The organism is Vibrio galatheae (assembly GCF_000967545.1).
In the GTDB taxonomy this organism is placed as follows: domain Bacteria; phylum Pseudomonadota; class Gammaproteobacteria; order Enterobacterales; family Vibrionaceae; genus Vibrio; species Vibrio galatheae.
Window position 1 is genome coordinate 75,096 of record NZ_JXXV01000018.1, and the last position, 19,843, is coordinate 94,938.

At 45.1% G+C, this 19,843-nt stretch carries 18 protein-coding genes; 5 read left to right on the forward strand and 13 right to left on the reverse strand.

The genetic code is table 11. From position 1 onward, the window contains the following. Positions 1-3: 3 nt before the first annotated feature. Positions 4-1,002 (reverse strand): ABC transporter substrate-binding protein, encoded by a 999-nt coding sequence (locus TW81_RS11035; protein ID WP_045955773.1) that lies wholly within the window; start codon positions 1,000-1,002, stop codon positions 4-6. A 144-nt stretch (positions 1,003-1,146) separates the two neighbouring features. After that, positions 1,147-1,797 carry a Qnr family pentapeptide repeat protein gene (locus tag TW81_RS11040; RefSeq protein ID WP_045955774.1) on the reverse strand — a complete coding sequence of 217 codons (651 nt, stop codon included), beginning with the start codon at positions 1,795-1,797 and terminating at the stop codon, positions 1,147-1,149. A gap of 285 nt (positions 1,798-2,082) precedes the next feature. Here TW81_RS11040 and TW81_RS11045 point away from each other — a divergent pair, with 285 nt between their 5' ends. Together TW81_RS11045 and TW81_RS11050 are read left to right on the forward strand one after the other, a co-directional pair. Beyond that, on the forward strand, positions 2,083-2,562 hold the full coding sequence (locus tag TW81_RS11045; RefSeq protein ID WP_045955775.1) for a peptide-methionine (S)-S-oxide reductase: 480 nt from the start codon (positions 2,083-2,085) through the stop codon (positions 2,560-2,562). A 90-nt stretch (positions 2,563-2,652) separates the two neighbouring features. Beyond that, positions 2,653-3,528 carry an AEC family transporter gene (locus TW81_RS11050; RefSeq protein WP_045955776.1) on the forward strand — a complete coding sequence of 292 codons (876 nt, stop codon included), beginning with the start codon at positions 2,653-2,655 and terminating at the stop codon, positions 3,526-3,528. Here the strand turns inward: TW81_RS11050 and soxR are convergent. Further along, on the reverse strand, positions 3,502-3,966 hold the full coding sequence (gene soxR, locus TW81_RS11055; protein WP_045955777.1) for a redox-sensitive transcriptional activator SoxR: 465 nt from the start codon (positions 3,964-3,966) through the stop codon (positions 3,502-3,504). The two genes, TW81_RS11050 and soxR, sit on opposite strands and share 27 nt — an antisense overlap. 93 nt (positions 3,967-4,059) lie before the next feature. Between soxR and TW81_RS11060 the strand changes: the two genes are divergently transcribed. Beyond that, on the forward strand, positions 4,060-5,262 hold the full coding sequence (locus tag TW81_RS11060; protein ID WP_045955778.1) for an MFS transporter: 1,203 nt from the start codon (positions 4,060-4,062) through the stop codon (positions 5,260-5,262). A 58-nt stretch (positions 5,263-5,320) separates the two neighbouring features. Here the strand turns inward: TW81_RS11060 and TW81_RS11065 are convergent, their stop codons facing one another. From TW81_RS11065 to TW81_RS11075, 3 genes are all read right to left on the reverse strand, one after another. Then, positions 5,321-7,231 carry a methyl-accepting chemotaxis protein gene (locus tag TW81_RS11065; protein WP_045955779.1) on the reverse strand — a complete coding sequence of 637 codons (1,911 nt, stop codon included), beginning with the start codon at positions 7,229-7,231 and terminating at the stop codon, positions 5,321-5,323. Between the two features lie 225 nt (positions 7,232-7,456). Further along, positions 7,457-8,809 carry a molecular chaperone gene (gene yegD, locus TW81_RS11070; RefSeq protein WP_045955780.1) on the reverse strand — a complete coding sequence of 451 codons (1,353 nt, stop codon included), beginning with the start codon at positions 8,807-8,809 and terminating at the stop codon, positions 7,457-7,459. A gap of 183 nt (positions 8,810-8,992) precedes the next feature. After that, entirely contained in the window at positions 8,993-9,187 is a 195-nt protein-coding gene (locus tag TW81_RS11075) for a hypothetical protein (RefSeq protein ID WP_045955781.1), read from the reverse strand. 402 nt (positions 9,188-9,589) lie between these two features. Between TW81_RS11075 and TW81_RS11080 the strand changes: the two genes are divergently transcribed. Together TW81_RS11080 and malZ are read left to right on the forward strand one after the other, a co-directional pair. Beyond that, the gene (locus TW81_RS11080; RefSeq protein WP_045955782.1) at positions 9,590-11,380 is read left to right on the forward strand and encodes an alpha-amylase family protein; all 1,791 of its coding nucleotides are present in this window, start codon (positions 9,590-9,592) and stop codon (positions 11,378-11,380) included. A gap of 1 nt (position 11,381) precedes the next feature. Further along, complete coding sequence (gene malZ, locus TW81_RS11085; protein WP_045955783.1) at positions 11,382-13,232, forward strand: maltodextrin glucosidase; 1,851 nt, start codon at positions 11,382-11,384, stop codon at positions 13,230-13,232. Positions 13,233-13,347: 115 nt separating this feature from the next. Here malZ and TW81_RS11090 read toward each other — a convergent pair whose 3' ends face one another. The 7 genes from TW81_RS11090 to TW81_RS11120 all read right to left on the reverse strand — a co-directional run bounded on the left by TW81_RS11090 (position 13,348) and on the right by TW81_RS11120 (position 19,841). Next, positions 13,348-13,959 (reverse strand): DsbA family protein, encoded by a 612-nt coding sequence (locus TW81_RS11090; RefSeq protein WP_045955784.1) that lies wholly within the window; start codon positions 13,957-13,959, stop codon positions 13,348-13,350. Between the two features lie 91 nt (positions 13,960-14,050). After that, the gene (locus tag TW81_RS11095; protein WP_045955785.1) at positions 14,051-14,842 is read right to left on the reverse strand and encodes a LytR/AlgR family response regulator transcription factor; all 792 of its coding nucleotides are present in this window, start codon (positions 14,840-14,842) and stop codon (positions 14,051-14,053) included. A gap of 14 nt (positions 14,843-14,856) precedes the next feature. Next, entirely contained in the window at positions 14,857-15,888 is a 1,032-nt protein-coding gene (locus TW81_RS11100) for a sensor histidine kinase (protein ID WP_045955786.1), read from the reverse strand. A 2-nt stretch (positions 15,889-15,890) separates the two neighbouring features. Continuing rightward, positions 15,891-17,159, reverse strand: coding sequence for a hypothetical protein (locus tag TW81_RS11105; protein ID WP_045955787.1), 1,269 nt, complete (start codon positions 17,157-17,159; stop codon positions 15,891-15,893). Next, positions 17,160-17,876 carry an outer membrane lipoprotein-sorting protein gene (locus TW81_RS11110; RefSeq protein ID WP_239424353.1) on the reverse strand — a complete coding sequence of 239 codons (717 nt, stop codon included), beginning with the start codon at positions 17,874-17,876 and terminating at the stop codon, positions 17,160-17,162. 34 nt (positions 17,877-17,910) lie between these two features. After that, entirely contained in the window at positions 17,911-19,170 is a 1,260-nt protein-coding gene (locus TW81_RS11115) for an ABC transporter permease (protein WP_045955789.1), read from the reverse strand. Further along, the gene (locus tag TW81_RS11120; RefSeq protein WP_045955790.1) at positions 19,158-19,841 is read right to left on the reverse strand and encodes an ABC transporter ATP-binding protein; all 684 of its coding nucleotides are present in this window, start codon (positions 19,839-19,841) and stop codon (positions 19,158-19,160) included. The genes TW81_RS11115 and TW81_RS11120 overlap by 13 nt, the downstream gene beginning before the upstream one ends. Positions 19,842-19,843: the final 2 nt, after the last annotated feature.

Consider the following 19,843-nt stretch of genomic DNA (forward strand, 5'->3'; position numbering starts at 1 on the left):
AGCTTAGTTCCTTAACGCTACGGCTTGCTGAAGTGGATAGCTATAAAAAAGCTCACGAAAATCTGGTGGTGAACCAGAAACATGACCACTTTCTAAAGCCCATCGTGACTGTAACTGCAAATTAGAAAGTAACGAGTTGCCGAGCGAGAGTCGAAACAGATAGTCATCCCATGACCACTGCACTTGGTTAAGCGGAATTTCTAGACGTTTGGCAATCAACGTCAATGCACTTTCGGGGTTGCTGTTTATCCACTCAATGGACATATCGAGAGCACGTAAAAGACGAACAGGTTCATCACCGACAAATTCCAAGTAAGGAGAGCGAGCAATTAAATTAAATGAAAGTTGGTAGACACCTTTGGTGCCCAAATTGGACACCTCAGCGACAGATAGCAAATCCGCTTCAAAGCCCATCGGTTCCCATGCAGAAATAGCGTCGACACGATAAGATAACAGAGACGGGACCAATTCTTTCGGTTGAAGGTAAACCTTCTCAACCTCAATATGCTGGGCGTTATTGCTGATCAATACAGAGTCAAAATAGAACTCGCTTGCAGAGCCTTTGATGATTCCAACCTTTTTTCCCGCCAGATCCAATACACTACGTATATTGACCGGGTTTAATGTGAGAAGTTTAAGGTCGTTGTCTGATTCGACAAAACTGACAATTAGTGAAAGGTCATCCCTTGCAAAGCTTTGGAACATAACAACTGATTCGGAAGCCGTTGCATAATCAACACTACGATCAAGCATAAGCTGTGTACATGCAGCGCCACCCGAACAAGGATAAAGCGTTACATCAAGACCAAGTTGTTTGAACAAGCCAAGCTGTTCTGCGACCAGAAATGGCGAAGAAAGAGGTGTCACTGACACCCCTATTTTAATTTTTGACGAAGACAGCTTAGTGTTTGGCGCTATCCCAATAATGACGCCAACAATTACTGTACATAGCAGCAATACAAACCCACCAAACGCCATTTTTTTATTGTTTAAAATCGGCATTCTAGAAGCACTCAGCCCAAATAAGAAACCTAGCACATATAAATCTAGACTATAGATTGAGATATTTAAATTACCAGCTCATTTTCTGCTCAATCTAGTGCATAAAGAAAGCGTAAATCTGTCAGTCGTCACAAAAGTAGATCACTATAGAACGACTAACCCTAGCGACTCTAACAATTGGGCCTGCTGCCAATCAGATATTTTTACCCCAACCATAGAGACCTTACGTAGGTTCAGACCTTCTAAATCGACGTGAGTGAGATTGCTGTGCTCTAGGTTAAATGATCCCCACTGCTCGGCGCTGAACTCGCCACCCGAAAGATCAGCGCCTTGCAAGTTTGCGCCAAATAGGTTGGCTCCATTCCAACGATTTTCAAACAGTTCACATTTTTCCAGTAGTACCCGCTCAAAATTGCTATAGGAAAGATTACACCCTGTAATATAAGCCGAACAAAAATAAGCTTTATGGCTAATATGATTTGCAAAATTGGCCCTTTGGAAGTTAGCTCCTTTAAGGTCACATTTGCGCAGTTCGATACCAAAACAATCGGCCCCGACGAACTGGCACATTGCAAGCATACAGTTGCTAAAGCTCGCATCTTTTAAGTTTGCATGTTGGAAACTGCAAGATTCTATTGCTTGGGGTTCGATAAATCGACAGTCGGTAAATCTCGCCTCTGTTAAATCAGCGCGGCCAAAATTGCATCTTATAAACTGACAACGCTCAAAAAGACTGTTTTTCAGATCTTGGTTAGAAAAGTCTTCAAATTCAAAAATTGCATCGGATTTAATCATAGTGTCTCCTTGTTAGACGCAAGGCTACCATTGTAAACGTCTGATTTTCCACAAAAATAAATATCTAAAAATCAAACACTTAAAACCCCTAAAAATCGCGAATTTAAGGCATTAAACCGAGACGTTAAGGGGGGTGTTTTTCGTTTTCCGTATGTGCTTGCCCTAAAAAAAGTTTCGTTCAATTTGGTGCGTTATAGGCGATGAATATGATTTAAACACCAACAGCCGTTTATCAACCAGATAATCTGTACTACTATCGCTGCAAATTCATAATGGAAAAGTCCTGTGTTAGAAGAAATTTATATTGCTGGTGGCTGCCTGTGGGGAGTACAAGAATTTATCAAGCACCTTCCAGGTGTCGTGACCACCGAAGCAGGAAGGGCCAACGGAACGACGAACACCACCACTAGCGAATACGATGGCTACGCAGAATGTGTCCGCACCCAGTTTGATTCAAACAAAATTTCAATAGCCGAGTTAATGGAATATCTGTTTGAAATCATTGATCCATATAGCGTAAATCAACAAGGCGAAGATATTGGTGAGAAATACCGAACAGGTATTTACAGCGACAATGAAGCACATCTAATTTCGGCTCGCGACTATATTGCTCGTCGCTCCGATAGTGAAAAGATTGCTGTTGAAGTAAAACTGCTCAGCAACTATGTGAAAAGTGATGAAGAACACCAAGATCGACTTTCACGCTTTCCAAATGATTATTGCCACATTCCTCTCGAACTTCTACATAAGTATAAAAACCAGTAGCCCGCGAGAATATTTACCACCTCAGGCTATGTAATCTTCGACAAATCAGTTAGTTTGGTATTTAGGATGGTGGTCAGTTCAGGGTGAAATATGTTGCAACAAGTGGTCGGAATACTCTTTCCGGTATTTGCATTGATAGTTGTGGGATTTATCGTTGGACGTTGGCTAAAACCCGATTTTAAGCCCATCAATCGCATTAACATGGACACATTTACTCCAGCGCTGGTGTTCTCATCACTGGTTGCTATGCCGCTTGATGTTAACCAAGTTCCTCTTTTAAGTGCATCAATCGTTGCTGTTCTAATGCCCGGACTGGTGATGATTCCTCTCTGCAGGCTCTCTAAGCTAAGATATAAAACATGGGCTCCGCCGCACATGTTCCGTAATAGTGGTAACCTAGCGATCCCCTTGTTTACCTATACCTTTGGTGACAGTGCACTGGCTCCTGCCGTATTGCTATTTGTCGTCTCAGCTTGCCTGCATATTAGTGTGGGATTAACGCTGTTAAGTGAAGGAAATCCTGCCAAGCAGATTATCAAAATGCCGATTTTCTTGGCAGCGATGAGCGCGCTTATCCTCAATTTTTCAGGTATTGGCGTGTGGCAGCCACTCTATGAGGCAACCGTATTATTAGGCCAAGCTGCAGTACCGGTGATGCTACTCTCACTGGGCGCGCAAATGTGCAACATGAGACTCAGCGGGCTGAAAATTGGCGTTCTGTGTACACTGCAATCCCTGTTCACCGGTGCTATTGCCTTCGCGGTGATCTACTTCTTCATTCCGCTTCCAACCATGCAGCTACAGATGATGGTGTTATTTACTATGCTCCCCCCTGCGGTCATGAACTACCTATTTGCAGAACGTTTTCAGATTGAGCCAGCGAAAGTGGCGTCTATGGTACTGTTTGGAAATTTCTTCAGTATTTTGACCTTACCATTATTACTCGGCTTCGCGCTCTCTCTGTGACCATTCTTCGGGGTTGGTGAGCAGCGTTTTACCTTTAAAGGTCTCTGCACGAATATCTTGCGGATTATAGATGGCACATGATTCCATTGAGAGGCAACCACAACCAATGCAACCACCAAGGTCATCCTGCAACGCTTTTAGTTGTTGTATTCGGTGCTCTAACATATCTTTCCAGCCCGACGCCATACGATCCCATTGCTCACGATTAGGAGCCTGATGTTTAGGTAGATGCTGCAGAGACTGGACAATCTCTTCCAGTGTTAGACCTACTTCTTGTGCCGCTTTGATTACCGCAATTCTTCTAAGAACGCTGCGGTGATATCGTCTCTGATTGCCCTGGTTTCTCCAACTGTATATTAAGCCCTTTTGTTCATAAAAATGGAGGGCGGATACTTTTATCCCGGCACGTCGTGCCACCTCTCCTACGCTCATTTCCATATCAGCCTCGAAATATTAAAAAATGACTTTACCTTAAGTTAACTTGAGGTTTTAGAGTAGCATCAAGTTAGCTGATTCACATAAGGAAATTTTATGAAGCGACTCTCAAACAATAGAACCTTTCCCTATCTCACAGGGCGTTTTTTCGACGGAATCTCTTCTGGGCTGTTCATGATGGCGCTGCCTTGGATAATGCTTCAATCGCCGAACATGGGTACCTTGGTTGCCTTGGTTGCGCTGGCTTGTACTGTGACATCTTTTGTCTTGACCCCTTTTTTCGCAACCTTGATCGATAGACGCTCACGCAAAGCTCTACTCATTGAAGTGCAAGTCGTTCAGTCAATGACAGCCATGATCGTCATGTTCGCCTATGGGTTAGAATTGGGTTCCTTTTGGTTATTGGCGAGTGCGCAGCTTATATTCTGGGTCACGAGCAACCTTGCATGGGCGACCAACAACGCGTTCACGCAAGAAAACTACGACCGTCACGAGTATGCATCGATTTCTGGAAAACAAGAAATTGTCATGCAGGGTACAACCTTAGGTGCTGGCGCGCTTGGTGTTTTGTTACTCCAAATATGGGGTATGTTTGAATTTGCCGCCTTCGCGGCTGCCGCCTCTGGGATTGCGGCGTGCAGTTACTTTATGACACCATATCGTCGCCAACTACGCCAAAGTCATGCGGTTGCGTTCATAGCGCAAATGAAAGAGAGCAAAACTATCTTCGCCCGGGAGCCACGCTTTTATACGTTTATATTACTCTCTTGCCTCTCCTATCCCATTCTCACCTTTTTAAGCAAGTTGGTGCCGATATGGTTTGCGGAAAATAACGTTTCCGGCGACTGGTTTGCGGGCTACAACATCGCATTTGGACTTGGCTCCCTACTGACTGGCGTCTTGCTGGGCAAGTTACTAACATTGAGTCGCCATCAAATCACGATGCAATACTCGATGGCTTTCATCGCCATCGCCCTTACCGGTATGAGTCTATCCGAGCAACCGATCTATATTTTGCTCTTCACTTTGATGTTTGGTTTTTTCAATGCGCTAAATCGTATTGCACGCACAAATTGGATGCACCATACGGTAGACGTCAATCAACGTGGCCGAGTCGATGGTGGGTTAGCGATGTTCTCAACTGCAGTTCAAAGCCTCAGCTATACCGCTATCGCCGTACTTGCCCACTATAATGCAACCCAATATGGATTTGCACTGGCGGCATTCGTTGTCTTAGTCGCGGTGTTTGCCATGGTAAAACTCAATAGGACATCGTTACTTAAGCCGCAGTTCGCATGAGCCTAAAAGCAAAAAGTGGCCGTTTGATAACGACCACTTTTTCATTTTCACTTTAGGATTAATCGAGTTTAAAGCGCCCGATAATTCCGGTGAGTTTTTGGTTCATATCTGAAATGTGTTTCGCTTCTTCAAGCGCTTGTTGGCCATTCGCATCTAGCTCACCCACAATATCGTTAATCGCAGACATATTGCGGCTCAATTCTTGGGTTACGCTACTTTGCTCTTCTGCAGCGGTCGCGATCTGCGTACTCAAATCATTAATATCCGTCACAAACTGCGTCATGACATCTAAGCTTTCAGCAACCTCACCTGCACCTTCAGCAGTCTGGGCACATTTCTGTTTGGTTGTTTCCATTGAGTCGACCACCGACTGACTTCCTCTCAGCAAGCTTGCCAGAGCCGCTTCGATTTCCTCTGTACTCGTTTTGGTACGACTTGCCAGGTTACGCACTTCATCTGCAACCACAGCAAAACCACGCCCTTGTTCACCAGCTCGGGCTGCTTCAATGGCGGCGTTTAGTGCAAGCAAGTTGGTTTGTTCTGCGATGTCGCCAATCACACCCAATATCGTGTTAATGCCATCGGTCTCTGAAGCCATTTTGTTGACATTATCAGAGGCCGTACTCACATCATCGACCAACTCTTGTACGTTATTTTGTGCCTGAGTCACCGTCGCCTTAGAGTTCGAACTGGCTTCATTTGCTTTGTGTGTCAGATCTGCAGTGTTAGCGGCATCTGTCGCCATCGAGTCGGCCGTTGAGTTCATCTCTTCAATCGCAGTCACCACTTGCTCGGTCTCTTGCACGTGGTTTTGCAATATCACGTTATTACGTTGGCTTTGATCTTTCATCCGATCGACGTTTTCATTCAAGTGGTTGGTGACTTCTCGAATGTCCAGCATCATCGCTTGTAAACTGGCGATGAACGCGTTAACGCCTTCAGATATTTGCCCTAAGTCATCGTTGGTTTTCACTTCAATGCGCTGTGTGAGGTCCCCATTACCTTGACTTAATCCGACCACGGTTTCTTTCAACACTAGGATAGGACGATATAGAACATTCAGAATCAATAAAGCAAAAATTACACTGACGACAGTCGCGATAACAGCAGTGACGATCGCCGTTTGTTTAGCCGATGCAAGGTCGGCGTAAACCACCTCTTTTTCTAGGCCCACAACAAAATACCAGTTCTTACCTGCAATAGTAATTTGATGAGAAAAGAACAATTTTTCTTTATCGCCCAGTTGCCCATCAAACACAGCTTCACTGGAACCAATCGCCTGCTTGGCAACGCTACTTAACCAAGGGAACTTATCTGAACTTTCTCCCGCTTTGACAGCGTCAAATGAAGAAGCGAGAACCGTTTTATCATGGTTGATAATCATAGCCAGTGCACCTGGTATCTCGTTGGCGTTTTTGACTATCTCGTTGAGAAATCCAAGCTGCATATCGACAGAAATCATACCGCTAAAGGTCTTACGTACAATCGATACCCAGTAAATATCTCCGTCGCTACTTAGATACGGTTCTGTCATCGCCGCAGTCGAGCTTTTACGACCAAGTTGATACCAACTTCGAGTAGTAACATCACCATCATATTTGTTATTCGGCCAAGTCTTGGCTGTTTGGTTCCAATAGCCATCACCATTAGTGAAAGCAACCACTGAACTATTAAGGTTCATGCCACCAGCGATAAGATGTGTGAGAGCAATAAAGTCTTTTTCTTCTCCCTTAATTGGGTCGTTCTCAAACAGTTTGCCGAGCTTATCCAGCCCTGCCACTTTCTCGTTGAGCTTGTTTTCAATCTCTTCAGCTTTGCTTTCTACATACTCTTGATTACTGCTGGTGATTAGATCTACTAGCGTCTCTTTTTGCTTAACATAAGCAACATAACTAGAGATTGATACGGAAAACACAACCAAAGCAATGATAGAAATAAGCAACAGCTTTCTAAATCCCAGATTCCTCATTACACACAACCCTTTTTCTCATCGATACCAAAAATGGCAACTGACTGTGACAATGCCACATTAATTAATTGTTAAATTTATAATTAAATTGTGGCTGTTATATGACAAAAATCCAGATTGGAGCGTGATAAATAGCAACTTCAGAGACAAAACTTACCTCAAAGCCGTCATTTATTTGCGAAATGAAAGCTTAGTTCACAAATAGCGACGAAAAAAATAACAGAATCATGAATAAATAATATCCGCCCAACGTGCTAATCCCGCAGTGACAGAGCCAAAATAGTTGCCGCTCACAATCGGAGTATTGGGTAGAACTTGGTTCACCGCTGCTCTTAATATGGGAGAGCGCGCAGAGCCTCCTGTCATATAGATAACATCGGGGTGGATACCACTTTGATTAATTGCTTCTTTAACCAAAGCTTTAATCTTATCTGTGGGTACTGCGATAGCAGCTTCCAACTCTGACTTGATGACAGGAATCGAAACGACTTCATTAAGTAGCTGAATTTTAGCCTCATAGCTGCTCGCGTCACCCAATGCGATTTTGGTTTGCTCAGCCTCGCGAATCAGTGCATACCCCAGCGTCGCTTGATACAGCTCAAGCAGTCGTCCGAGCTTTTCCGGCTGCAGCGCCTCTTTCACCATCAACTGGATTTGTTTTCGGTTTTCGTGACCATAGAACTTGCGTTGCGCTTGGACGTCGTTAATTGCTATCGGATTCCAAAACTGCGTGGTTGGCAGTTCCAAACCAGATTGATTTTGCGTTCCCAAACCAAACTCAGGCATAAACTGCTTAAACGCAGTGAATATATCAAGATCATTGCCGCCAACCATCTGCCCAGAGTGAGCGAGGAGCGATTCGCGTCTATCTTGTTTACCAGCCCAAGAAGGTCCCATACGCAAAAACGAACAGTCGGTTGTACCACCGCCAATATCTACCACAAGTACGTTTTTGTCTTTTGTCAGCGAAGCCTCATAATCTAGCCCTGCCGCAACGGGTTCGAACTGAAACTCGACCTCTTTAAACCCAGCTCGCTGAGCCGCTCGTCGCAATATACCTTCTGCTTGAATATTTGACTCTTCGCCGCCACGACCAAGAAAGTTAACTGGGCGACCAATGATCGTTTGGGTGATTTCCTTCTCTAGTGATAGCTCTGCGCGCTGGCGAATGTTCGCCATCATGGCGCACACCAGATCCTCAAAAAAAGACAACTGCATATCACGCAAGCCCATCGCACCCAAAAACGACTTAGGCGACTTTACGTAATACACATCTTGCGGGTCTTCAAGATAAAGGTTGAGCGCTTCATGGCCAAACTTCACCTCATCACCACGTACTTCGAGCCCTTCCTCCGCATTGAGTTTAATTGCTCGGCGTAGCATGTTTTCGCCCACTGAATCTGATGGTTTTATTCCCAGTGTTCTAAACAAATACTCAGATACTACTTCTGATGTGGGTGCACATAAGGTCGATGGAACATAAAACTCTTCATCTACCAAAGGGATTGGCTTTACCTCTCCATCAATGAGCGTTGCGACCGAACAATTCGCAGTTCCGTAATCAAATCCAATAGACATCGCGGGGTTACCTCTCAATGCGTGTAAATCTTATTGCCTGAATTTTGGCAAGCCGGAGAGTAAACCCTAGACAGGTAGTCAGGTCAACCCAGTTTCGATTCAGATGCAAAGAAAGAGGCACAGGAAAGGTGACCAGCAATAAAAAAGCAGCCACAAGGGCTGCCTAGGCAATTGAAATGGTAGTTATACGTCGAGAGACATACCAATTTGGCTTAGTTTGGTTTTAAACTCATCCACGCTAGCCGCTTCGTAAGTGGGAGAGCCATTAAAGTATCTGGGTTTTTCTGGCAGCATTGCGTTTTTTAACGCTTTTTCTTGGTCAATATCATCATGATAAACGGTAACGCGGTTGGGTATGTCCTGCTGGAACTTCGCCATGGTGTTCTCCTTTCCTGTGACGTTTAACTCCAATTAAGCGTAGAAAAGCTCACTCACATGTCAAAATAAAAGTTAGTAGCGAAAATATGCTGCTAATATGACATTACTCACTGATAATAATACAAATTCCTCTAAAACCAATTTCAAATAAGCGCAGACAAAGATCGTATTTCTGTGAAGCTTTGCTAATTTTTGAGCTGATTTATTAAGTTATCTAATTGAAAGATGATTGGCTTAACGCTTTCATTTGGCGCAAAGCGCTCACGTGATTAGTTACGATTGAAAAATTTCAACTAAAATCACATTTTACCTTTCTACGCCCCCTATAGTTTGCATAAGGATGAGTCTCTTACTAGACGCTTGTTCTAGCCTGTGAGAAACAACCGTTGGCGACCCTGCACAATGAAAAAACATAATATCTATCAAGTATTCACTCGACTATTTGGCAACACCAATCAAACCAATACGCCATGGGGAACCATAGAGCAAAATGGGGTTGGAAAATTCAGCGATTTTACCACTACAGCACTCAACGAGATTCGCAAGCTAGGCATTAGCCATATTTGGTATACCGGTGTCCCGCACCATGCAGTGATCCGTAACTACAGCGAATTTGGTATTGCAAATGATCACCCGAGTGTTGTGAAAGGACGTGCGGGGTCACCTTATGCCGTCAAAGATTACTATTCGGTCAACCCTGATTTGGCCGATGATCCTAGCCAGCGCAACCAAGAATTTTCTGCACTGATTGCCCGCACTCATCATGCAGGAATGAAAGTCATCATTGATATCGTTCCAAATCATGTTGCACGGGTTTACCAAGGGTTAAATAATCCTCACGGCGTGCGTGATTTTGGCGTCGATGACGATACCCGCGTTGCTTATGCAAAAGATAACAACTTTTACTATATCCCGAATCAAGCATTCGAGCTTCCTGATGCTTTGCAGGCAAATCCTCCACTCGGAGGCGAACAGCATCCTAGTTTGCAAGTTCCGTTTAAAGAGTTTCCAGCTAAGTGGACAGGGAATGGTTCGCGCCTTGCCAAGCCAAATCACGACGATTGGTACGAAACTGTCAAAGTGAACTATGGTGTAAAACCGGATGGCAGCAAAGATTTCCCTACCTTGCCTGATGATTTTCACGACAAAAGTGCGCAACAGCACTATCAGTTCTGGCAAGGAAAAGAAGTACCCGATTCTTGGATTAAATTTCGCGACATCGCTTTGTATTGGCTATCTCAAGGTGTCGATGGCTTCCGCTACGATATGGCAGAGATGGTGCCAGTTGAGTTCTGGAGCTTTATGAATTCATCAATCAAACACGTCAATCCAGATGCTTTTCTAATGGCCGAAGTTTATCAGCCACACCTGTATCGCGATTATATTCAGTTAGGAAAAATGGATTATTTGTACGACAAAGTCGACTTATATGACGCACTGAAAGATGTGATTCAAGGCAAGGGGTCAACCAAAGAGATTGGGCGCATCCAACATGAACTGCGTGATATTGAGCATCACATGCTGCACTTTATTGATAACCATGATGAGCAACGTATCGCTTCAGCAGAGTTTGCAGGCAGTGGTGACAAAGGCAAACCTGCCATGTTGGTATCAGCGTGTTTATCCAGCTCGCCAACCATGATTTACTTCGGCCAAGAAGTCGGCGAAGCAGGATCAGAGCAAGCAGGGTTTGGCCAACCATCACGTACCTCGATCTTTGACTATATCGGCGTACCTGCTCATCAACGATGGATGAATCATGGCCGTTTTGATGGTGGGCAGTTATCACCATCAGAAACTGAACTCAGAGTCTTTTATAGCAAGCTGCTTAACTTGACGTTAAATAGCTACGCCTTATGTGGCATGTACCATGATTTGTACGCTGCCAACTATAAAAACTTTGCTGAGATGAAAGACAAGCTGTATGCATTTGCCCGCTCAGATAAGCAGCAAGCGATCATTGTGGCGACTAACTTTAGCGATCAAGAAGAGAAAACCATTGAGCTCGTCATTCCACCGCAACTTGTACAGCTTTGGAACCTAAGTGATGGTCAATACCCAATCGTCGACAAGCTCAATCAGCAAACCTATCAGCTAAATGTTAGCAATAGCCAAGCGCAGATTGACATCCACCTTGCGCCACTGGCAACACACTTTCTATGTCTAGACAATCTCCAACAGTTCAGAGGTTAGTATGAAGTCGCTTCCTTTTCTTTACCACGGCCAGTCGTCTGATTGGTTATCTCTCCAAGCTGGCAAGTTAACGGTAACTTTAGCAACAGAAAAATCATATCATTTTACCAAGGTCTTGTTACGTCACGAGCCTGACAATGAAGAGTATTTGGTGGAAATGACGCTCAGCCGTAGCAGTGACCATTTGAACTATTGGAGTGCCGAGTTCCCTCTTAACAGCGACCGAGATATCACACACTATGTCTTTAAACTTCTGACGGAGACAGGCCAATATTGGCTTGATGCAAAAGGCATTTCGAAACGAACGTCAGCCAAAGAATTCCACTTTAAATATAACGCTAATCATCAGCCGCCAAGCTGGGTCAATCAGCAAGTGTTCTATCAAATATTCCCCGATCGCTTTTGCAACGCAAAACCTGACATCAGCGTAAAAGATGGCGAATATTTGGTATCTGGGGGACGTAAGCCCGTTGTTAGTAAGCAATGGGGCGAACCAGTAGACAGTAGCAATGGTAACGGCGGTTGCGAGTTCTACGGTGGCGATCTGTATGGGGTCGAAAGCAAACTGGATTACCTACAAGATCTTGGCGTCACTGCGCTCTATTTGAACCCGATATTTACCGCACCAAGTAATCATAAATACGATACTTCCAACTATCGTCAAATCGACCCACATTTAGGCACCAACCAACACTTCGCCGAGTTGTGCCAACAACTGCATAGCCGCGAGATGAAAATCATGCTAGACGCGGTGTTCAATCACACTTCGACTGAGCACCTGTGGTTCAACCTTCAAGGGAAACATAGCGAAATTGGCGCGTACCAATCGCCACAATCACCTTATCGAGACTACTATTTCTTTGATGGTGACAGTTCGGACTATGTTGGTTGGAAAGGCATTCAGTCTTTGCCCGTGCTTAATTTTGAAAATGAGCAGGTGCGAGATTATATCTACGCAAGCGACGACGCTGTGATCAAATATTGGTTAAAACCACCCTATCAGATCGATGCCTGGCGCTTTGATGTCATACATATGTTGGGTGAGGGGGAAGGCGCGAGTAATAATGCCCATTACGTAAAGGCGTTCCGCGACTCTGCCAAGCAAGTGAACCCTGATTGCTACGTCCTTGGTGAGCACTTCTTCGAGGCAACTCAATGGCTGCAAGGCGATCAAGAAGATGGTGCGATGAACTATTATGGCTTTGCTCATCCTGTTAGAGCACTGCTGACTAAATTGGACATCAGCTTTGACCCGATAGAGATTGGCGTGAGTGATTTTCTCGATTGGCAAGCAGAGGCGAGGGCAAAAATCCCGTGGCAGAACCAATTGGCCCAACTTAACCAACTCGACAGTCATGACACGGCGCGTTTTATTGAACTAGTGAAGCATGATCCGCGCTTGTTTAAACTCGCGAGCGCCCTACTGTTTAGTTACGTCGGAACACCTTGTCTCTACTATGGAACGGAACTAGGTATGATGGGAAGCCACGATCCAGACAACCGTCGTAGCATGCCGTGGGATGAGATCGAACGTTCAGAGTATTTAGGCTGGTTTAAACAACTCATTGCGATAAGAAAATCACACCCTGCACTACAAAAAGGTGACTATATCCCGCTGCATCACGATGACGAATGCTTTATTTTTGCCCGCAAATACCAACGCGATCTTGTACTTTGCGCATTTAGCCACAGCGACAAAACCATACATCGCAAAGTACCTGTTTGGCGTGTTGACATCCAAAACGCACTATTTAAAGGTGAACTCTGTGGTGAAAAGTCGCGCGCGTCAAATGGGTATGTCGCTCTATCACTGCCACCAAGAGGCTGTCGCTTATTGTCCCTACTAGATTAATTGTTCGCAGCTCACACTATTTACAACCAATAAAACGGCGCAAATATGGCATTGCGCCGTTTTATTTGATTACCCGCGAATAGCTATTTTCTTTTCACTTAAGTTCGAATCAAATTTAAATTAGCTGCTCTATCTGGCTTATAGTCCTCTGCGCCGATTGATAATCAACCTGAAGTTCGACCATTCCCTCGGCGGTTTCAACAAATAAAGACGGAAAACTATTGCCACCAATACTGCGCGCAAAGTCTAATTCACTGAGAAACTCTTCGTTTAGGGTCACTGAGCCAAAGTCAGATTCAAATCGCGCCACATCTAAGCCGATACTGTCAGCAAGCTCTATGAGTACTTTACTGTCGCTAGGGTTTTTGGCCTCTAGGTAATAGGCCGTTTGGATCGCAGTCAACATCTCTCTTTCCGCATTTTGCTTACGCGCTGCCAGTACTGCACGGCATGAAGGATAGGTGGAACGGCGTGGAACATTTTTGTTCCAAAAATCGTAGTTAAACTGAGTACCCAGATACTGTTCAATCTTGCGCCAATAAGAGGCTATCTGCTGCTGCATGGCTTCGGGCATAGGAAGATCTGAGTCTGGGGCCAGGCCACCCACCACATATTGAATCTCAATCCGTCCTTCTAAAATTTGGCAGATCTGCTGCCATACCGGTTTATAGCCCCAACACCATGAGCACATAGGATCATACACATAGTAGAGTTTGCTCTCGGACATCCGTTTCGCTCCAGCGTGTTATTGATAGCGTTAAGCATAACCTGTCGCAATTGGATTGCACTAGAATACGATAATTAAACTGGTAACAGGGTCACCAAAGGTTGGTAAATTGACTTTGCATCGCGCGGCTAATTGGCAATTTGGTATTGCCGATGACCACTTCCATTTTACCTGTAATCACTCTTTTCACCTTTTCCACCGCCGAGACATTAACTATGGTTGAGCGATGAATCTGCCAAAAGTGTTCTGGATTTAGCTGCTGTATCAACTCTTTAAGTGAGGTTCGCAGTAAGTACTCAACGGTTTGATTCTCTTCTTTGCAAAACACAGACACATATTTGTCTTCTGCCTTAAAATAGAGCACATCCGCAACTGAGATAAGATGAATATCATCACCTTTGCTCGCCTTTAACCAACTTAGATAAGTGGGTGCAGATCGCTGGCCCAGTTGTTGGATTTGGTTGAGAAGCGCAGCCATATTATGCGGCGGTGATGGAAGTTCGCTTTCGAGACGTTGTTTGAGCTTAGCAATACATTGATCGAGTCTTTGTTCGGAAAGTGGCTTCAAGAGATAGTCCAGCGCATTGGCTTCAAAGGCCTGCAAAGCAAATTCATCGTAGGCGGTAATAAAGACAACCTGAGTTCGACTGTGAGTTTTACTGAGCGCTTTAGCGGCCGACATGCCATCAAGTTGAGGCATTTTGATGTCGAGGAACACTATATCGGGAGCGAGTTGCTCAACCATCTCTAACGCTTCTTGGCCATTTTTCGCCTGACCGACAATTTCAAGTTGCGGCCAAGAGTCTGCTAACATCTTGTTGAGATGATGGCGCAATACTGGCTCATCATCGGCGATAACCGCACTAAATCCCTTGAATGTCATGCTACTCTTCCTATTTATGAATCCAGTGTACCTAACGGTAATTGAATGACAGCCAATACACCGCCAGTACTTGACTGCTTAATGGTGAGATTCGCAGTGTCACCATAAAGCGCTTTTATCCTTGCTCGGGTGTTTTCCAAGCCGATACCGTTGCCATTACTGCTTGAGGCACTCGAAAAGCCCACGCCAGAGTCTGTTACTTCGATCATCATATTTGCGTCTTGTTGAGAAATACAGATAGACACTTCACCACCATCGACTTTAGGTTCTATCCCGTGTTGAATGGCGTTTTCAACAATAGGTTGTAGCAGCAACGGCGCAAATGGAACGTCCTCACTCATCATATTGGTGATCTCGTAGCTCAGTCGGTCACCTAATCGAATTTTTTGAATCGCCAAGTAGGCATCAACCAGCTCTAGTTCTGCCTTTAAACTCGATACAGCTTGGCGGCTATTTTGCAAAGTACCTCTCAACAACTCAGTGAGTTTTTCCAACATATGCTGCGCTGCTTTCGGATCGTGGCTAATCAACGCACTAACATTGGCTAAAGTATTAAACAGAAAGTGGGGTTCTATCTGACTTTGCAGTTGGCTCAGTTGACTTAACACCAAAGCTTTCTCTTGCTCTGACTGAATACGTTTTGCTTTTTCAAGTTCCTTCTGAGCCATCAGTTTCTGCTCATGCGAGTAGAAATAGAAAAAACACGTTGTCGAGAAAATAAAACCAAGAACCACAATCGGCTTAAGCTCACTGATTTCAGCAAATTTGTCATAGCGACTTAACCACCAGTAGGCATTGAGCGTACCGAAAAGCATGGCACCAGTAATCGATAACACAGTAATGATATTATTGCTCAATCGAGGCCAAAGCGAGCTAACGATAAGTGAAGTCACCACCGAGCTATAACCATAGCCTAGGCTGATCGTCAAATGTTCAAGATAAGCACTAGGCCAGATTGATTGCGTGACAAAAGCGATAACAGCGCAAAATATCGTGGTATATGCGAAGCTCTTAAGTACATTTCTCGAATAGGTGGATGGTTCCATGATTAAAACTTCCCTCGTAGGTTGAGAAAAATCATACGCTTATCATTAAGATTTGCATACACCGAATCGCTGTCTCCGGTCATAAAACGGGCAGCAAGTTCAGCCGAAAATGACGCAGAGCCCGAGTCGTAGACTAGATAATCTAGCCATTGCGTTGCTATAACACCTTGATCCTGAGGTGAATAGAGCACGTCAAATGTTGGCGTTAAGCGATCAAGCCAAAGTTGCTCTTTTGACCACGACCATTGACTCCAACTTGAGGAATCTAACGACCAGTGGAACATCACGTTATGTTGCACCAAGTTGGCATGATTCAGTCCTTGAGCATAAGAAGTAGCAATTGGCTTGAGCGTCGCTTGACTCGACAAAGCAGCAACTTGTGAGTAGGCATTGTGCCATTCGGCGTCGCTCCAGCTACGACTGTCATACCAATACTCTAAAATAATGGTGTTACCTGCTGCATTAGCCCAATTGAGTCCGGCTAGCACTTGATAACCGTCATCTTTGGTTTGCAGACTGACCGGAGTAAAACCTCCCTGTTGAACATAGCTAAGGTACTTGTGCTGATAGAGCGCCGAACTATGAACAGACCAAGCCTCATTGACAACGGTAACGTAAGATCCGCCGAACAAACCACGGCGAACATCGTCATAGTAAGCCAATACTTGCCATTCACTGTCGCCCCACAGTGCGTAGCGCCTTAGTCCTATGCCTTGTTGCTCTGCTGCCTGTTCTAGACTAGTGCCTTGCTGCTGAGTCCATGATGAATCGCTGTAAACCAGACTCCATTCACCAGACATATCGAAGTACGAAGCCATCGCAACACCTGTCCCCTCTTCGACTTGAATGCCGACTGGATTACGACGATAAGGCTTAAATACATCCAGCGGACGATACCCATAACCAACGCCCCAGTCGAGCCGCACTTTGCCCAGCGTGATGTCGATTTCCATGCCAGATAACTCCACGTTGCCCTGCCAGAATAGATCCTGAATTATCAACTCGCCCTCCAAAGATTGTGTGTTATCGGAGCTGTAAATTTGATTCCCTTTAGCGGCAAACAGCCCCGTCAATCCCCTTCCTTCTAATTGCAGATCTAGCAGTGCATCTGCGGTTTCTGTTGTGTTTGTAACCGGCGCACCAAACAGCAAAGAATCGCGGTGCGTTGCTGTATTGGCGCTGAGCGTGTAATCCCAATCCAAACTAAACTCATTCGCCAAAACAGGCGCGGTAATGACGAGTGAGCTAAATAACGCGCAGTACGATTTCATTTACAACTCCGACAAGACATTTCGGGTTAAAAACGCCGGATTGTAGTATTTATCTTCAAGCTCAAATGGAGTGATTTCTTGATATTCAATCACGGTCTTTTTCGCGGGTTGAATCTGATCGTACAAGGTCATAGCAACCACCCGAACCTCCCCCTTTCGCTCACCTTGACTAAACCAAGCTTGTTTTGCGAGTTTGCCAGAATGTAGATAGAGATCCGCTTTGAGAGGGAAATCGTTCTTTTCATCTAACCACAGTTCGATCGTCGAGTAACTGGCGCCTTTGGTTGTGGCACGTAAACGCAAGTGGTTGGCTTGGCGCGGCTGGTTATCAACTTCGATTTGTTCTGGGTTAACAAAAGTCGCGTGGTAATCTTCACTCCAGGTGAGGGTAGAGATATCGCCTACCGAGGCTTCACCAAGCAATTTTTGCATTGGCGTAATGCGTATCGGACGACGGCTTTTCGGCATCACCAACCAGTAGTTGTCTCCCAGCATTAACATCTTCTGACCCGCTTCAACCTGAGACTTAAACAGCACCAGCGACTCACGATTTTGCCGAGTGTAGACATTGTACTCACGCGTTTTGTCCAGTTCACCATTTTCAAATAAGCTCACTAAAGAGACGACTTTCGCTGCATCAGAATCCAATCGGTACTGATCCGCATTTTTGACCATTTGGGCAACGTCTTTGGCGATAACGCTTGAAGCAACTAACATCAATAACGAAAAAATGGTTGTGTTTTTAATGACGTTAAACATAGATCAATGCCTCCGTAATCGGTTTTTTCACTCCTTTGGATGCTGACAACCAAGCCGCTAGGACACAGATTCCAAGCACGCCCAACGCTGTCATAGAGAGTAGTTCTGGCGAAAAATAGATATTCAGTGGGTAGGTTTCCGTCCTTCCCGGTGGTGGTGGCATTTGGACGTCGATCACTAACAGCAACAAACTGACCGCCAGACTTAAAACACCGCCTATCGCTGAACCAATCACAGCCAGAACTGCCGACTCGCGCACAAACCCAGAAACGATCTCTTTCGGATAGGTCCCCAGTGCCGACAAGGTTCCGATTTCACGCGTTCGCTCGGTGACGGACATAGTCATGGTGTTAAACAATGCAACAAACACTACCAATGCCATGACGGCACCCATGATGCCAAATATGCGGTCATAGAGTCCTTTCACCTTGATGTAGAAAAAAGCGCGATCTTGCCAAGGCGTCACTTCAACGGCTTGCTTGAGTGGAAGACCTGCGAGTTGCTGCTCTACCCAGTTTTTCATTTGCAGCGTCTGTTCGGTTTCGAACAAGAAAACAGACAAAGTGCTGACTTTGTCACTATTCAGCAAAGCTTGCGCTGAACGAATATGCAGGTAGAGCTGGCGCTTATCTAGCTCAGGGATGCCTGTGGAATAGATGCCCCTCACTTTGTAATCGTACGCGTTCAGTGCGCCATCGCTGGTTGTCGCCAATAACGTCACCCAATCACCGGGACTCACGTTAAGATTACGCGCTAAATCAACCCCTAGCATCACCTCTGGTTCACTCGGGTCATAGCGCGATGATTGTATACTCGACAACGTTTTTCCTTCTCGAACATCCAGAAATGGCCCTTTCATGTCAAACTCGCGTTCATTAACACCAGTACCAACGAAAATGGTCGACTTGTTGCCGTTGGATACCAGCCCAGTGAACTCGATTCTTGGCTGCACACCACGCACTTGTTCATTGGCAATCAGCCGCTGGGTAATCTGTTGACTGTCCGCCAAGCCATTCGCCAGAGGCATTTCTTCATCCTTTTCAAAGAAACCCGGTTGACTGATAGTCAGGTGCCCAGTATCTCTCGCTGTCGACTGTTTGAGTGAATCATAGGTATATAATCCAAAACCACCTGCTGAGGTCAGAGCGAAAATCGCAATAGCCACGATCAGCACCGACAAAACACTACGGCGTTTGTTGCGTTGTAAATTGAGATACGCAATGCGTAATGAGTGTGGAATTAACTTGCCCATTTCATTGGCTCCTTGTTAATTGTGCCGTCGAGTAAATCAATACTTCGGTCACATTGAACCGCCATGCGAGGATCGTGCGTAGCAACAATAAAGGTGGTGCCAAATTCATGGCCAAGACTTTTCATTAGTTCAATCACAACCGACGCAGTATGGCTATCAAGGCTCGCTGTCGGCTCATCGGCTATCACCATCTGTGGCTCGTGGACTAACGCTCTGGCTATCGCGACACGCTGCTGCTGACCGCCAGATAGATTATCTGGACGATGGTCAGCAAATTCTTTAAGTCCCACTTTATCCAGAATTTCGAGTGCTTTGCTTTTTTGGTCTGCCAATGAGTAGCCGTTAAGCATCAATGGATAAGCGACGTTTTCCCACGCCGTCATAACTGGAATCAGGTTGAACTTTTGGAATACAAAACCAAGCAGATTACGGCGCATTTTTGCGGCACTGAGCGCCTCTTTCGGATAAGCAACGCCAGAGAGTTCAATCGAACCCAAATAATCCATATCCAACAGGCCCAAAATGTTCAACAACGTACTCTTTCCTGAACCCGATGGGCCACACAAGGCGACCATTTCACCTTGATTAATCACGCCACCAACCTGATTCAAAGCATGTACTTGTTGCTGGCCGATCAGATAAGTCTTACTAATTTGCTCAAAACGTATCATAA

What these genes read in the sequence shown, in the direction of transcription:
- malZ (WP_045955783.1), top strand. Translation starts at nt 11,382, where the DNA reads ATGAAGTCGCTTCCTTTTCTTTACCACGGCCAGTCGTCTGATTGGTTA.
- soxR (WP_045955777.1), bottom strand. Translation starts at nt 3,966, where the DNA reads ATGGAAATGAGCGTAGGAGAGGTGGCACGACGTGCCGGGATAAAAGTA.
- TW81_RS11095 (WP_045955785.1), bottom strand. Translation starts at nt 14,842, where the DNA reads ATGACATTCAAGGGATTTAGTGCGGTTATCGCCGATGATGAGCCAGTA.
- TW81_RS11065 (WP_045955779.1), bottom strand. Translation starts at nt 7,231, where the DNA reads ATGAGGAATCTGGGATTTAGAAAGCTGTTGCTTATTTCTATCATTGCT.
- TW81_RS11090 (WP_045955784.1), bottom strand. Translation starts at nt 13,959, where the DNA reads ATGTCCGAGAGCAAACTCTACTATGTGTATGATCCTATGTGCTCATGG.
- TW81_RS11060 (WP_045955778.1), top strand. Translation starts at nt 4,060, where the DNA reads ATGAAGCGACTCTCAAACAATAGAACCTTTCCCTATCTCACAGGGCGT.
- TW81_RS11120 (WP_045955790.1), bottom strand. Translation starts at nt 19,841, where the DNA reads ATGATACGTTTTGAGCAAATTAGTAAGACTTATCTGATCGGCCAGCAA.
- TW81_RS11080 (WP_045955782.1), top strand. Translation starts at nt 9,590, where the DNA reads ATGAAAAAACATAATATCTATCAAGTATTCACTCGACTATTTGGCAAC.
- TW81_RS11035 (WP_045955773.1), bottom strand. Translation starts at nt 1,002, where the DNA reads ATGCCGATTTTAAACAATAAAAAAATGGCGTTTGGTGGGTTTGTATTG.
- yegD (WP_045955780.1), bottom strand. Translation starts at nt 8,809, where the DNA reads ATGTCTATTGGATTTGATTACGGAACTGCGAATTGTTCGGTCGCAACG.
- TW81_RS11075 (WP_045955781.1), bottom strand. Translation starts at nt 9,187, where the DNA reads ATGGCGAAGTTCCAGCAGGACATACCCAACCGCGTTACCGTTTATCAT.
- TW81_RS11110 (WP_239424353.1), bottom strand. Translation starts at nt 17,876, where the DNA reads ATGTTAGTTGCTTCAAGCGTTATCGCCAAAGACGTTGCCCAAATGGTC.
- TW81_RS11105 (WP_045955787.1), bottom strand. Translation starts at nt 17,159, where the DNA reads ATGAAATCGTACTGCGCGTTATTTAGCTCACTCGTCATTACCGCGCCT.
- TW81_RS11050 (WP_045955776.1), top strand. Translation starts at nt 2,653, where the DNA reads ATGTTGCAACAAGTGGTCGGAATACTCTTTCCGGTATTTGCATTGATA.
- TW81_RS11040 (WP_045955774.1), bottom strand. Translation starts at nt 1,797, where the DNA reads ATGATTAAATCCGATGCAATTTTTGAATTTGAAGACTTTTCTAACCAA.
- TW81_RS11100 (WP_045955786.1), bottom strand. Translation starts at nt 15,888, where the DNA reads ATGGAACCATCCACCTATTCGAGAAATGTACTTAAGAGCTTCGCATAT.
- TW81_RS11115 (WP_045955789.1), bottom strand. Translation starts at nt 19,170, where the DNA reads ATGGGCAAGTTAATTCCACACTCATTACGCATTGCGTATCTCAATTTA.